Source organism: uncultured Streptococcus sp., assembly GCF_901875575.1.
Taxonomy (GTDB): domain Bacteria; phylum Bacillota; class Bacilli; order Lactobacillales; family Streptococcaceae; genus Streptococcus.
Window position 1 is genome coordinate 1 of the sequence record NZ_CABFMF010000037.1, and the last position, 1,325, is coordinate 1,325.

General features: G+C 41.1%; 1 protein-coding gene. It reads left to right on the top strand.

Annotation, left to right across the window (positions count from 1 at the left end):
- Positions 1 to 31 precede the first annotated feature (31 nt).
- Positions 32 to 1,198 (top strand): IS30 family transposase, encoded by a 1,167-nt coding sequence (locus QZ114_RS07645; protein WP_295501710.1) that lies wholly within the window; start codon positions 32 to 34, stop codon positions 1,196 to 1,198.
- The last annotated feature ends 127 nt before the right edge of the window (positions 1,199 to 1,325 follow it).

Consider the following 1,325-nt stretch of genomic DNA (forward strand, 5'->3'; position numbering starts at 1 on the left):
TGAGACGTTTGAGTTAGAAATGAGGTCCACTATGACAAAACATAAACACCTTACCCTTTCAGACCGCAATGATATCCAATTAGGCTTAGAGCGCGGTGAAACCTTCAAAGCTATCGGGCAACTTATTCTAAAAGACCCGACCACTGTTTCTAAAGAGATCAAACGAAATAGACAAGACAGAGACTCTACCTCTAATAACCTTCCTTGCCCTCTACTCGATAAAGCTACCTTTGTCTGTAATGGATGCCCTAAAAGAAGACAAAACTGTGGCTATCAGAAAGTCTTCTATCTCGCTAAACAAGCTCAAAAGCAGTACGAACAAACTCTTGTAGAAGCTCGTGAAGGGATTCCCCTCAATTCCAAGACCTTCTGGGACATGGACAAAGTCATTTCCGATGGTGTTAAAAAGGGACAACACATCTATCATATCCTCAAGACTCATAACATTAATGTTAGCTCCTCAACCGTCTATCGACACATCCGAAAAGGATACCTATCTATCTCTCCTATTGACCTAGCCAGAGCCGTTAAATTCAAAGAAAGACGGAAAAGTAAGCTACCTTCCATCCCTAAAGAAGCTAAAAAAGGCCGTTCCTATGAGGATTTCCTAAATTATTTAACCCTTAACCAACTGAACTACTGGCTGGAAATGGACACCGTTATGGGCAGGATAGGAGGTAAAGTCCTACTCACCTTCAATTTATCTTTCTGTAACTTTATCTTCGCTAGGCTTCTGGATAATAAAACTGCCCTTGAGGTTACCAAACACCTCTATGATATCAAGAACACTCTTCACCAAGAGGACAAAGAATTCTTCCAACTCTTTCCTGTCATCCTGACAGATAATGGTGGAGAGTTTGCTAGGGTTGATGACATCGAAATGGATGTTCGAGGAGAGAGTAAACTCTTCTTTTGTGACCCTAATCGCTCTGACCAGAAAGGGAGAATTGAGAAAAATCACACGCTGATTCGCGACATTCTACCTAAGGGAACTTCCTTTGACAACTTAACTCAAGAGGACATCAATCTCGTCTGCTCGCATGTCAATAGTGTCAAACGCGCTGCTTTGAATGGAAAATCAGCTTATGAACTCTTTGCCTTTACCTATGGAGAAGAGATTCCTAAGCTTCTTGGCATTTCTAAAATACCTGCAGAAGATGTCTGCCAGTCTTCTACATTACTCCAACATAAGATCTAAAAACTAACCTAAAAACCCATTCAAACGTCTCACACTAACTTCCACCATAGCGGAACTTAATCTGAAATGCTTTCAGATGAGGGGATTTTGTGCGCTCTTTTTTTCGATTCCTTTTGGCTACAAAAGC

What these genes read in the sequence shown, in the direction of transcription:
- QZ114_RS07645 (WP_295501710.1), top strand. Translation starts at nt 32, where the DNA reads ATGACAAAACATAAACACCTTACCCTTTCAGACCGCAATGATATCCAA.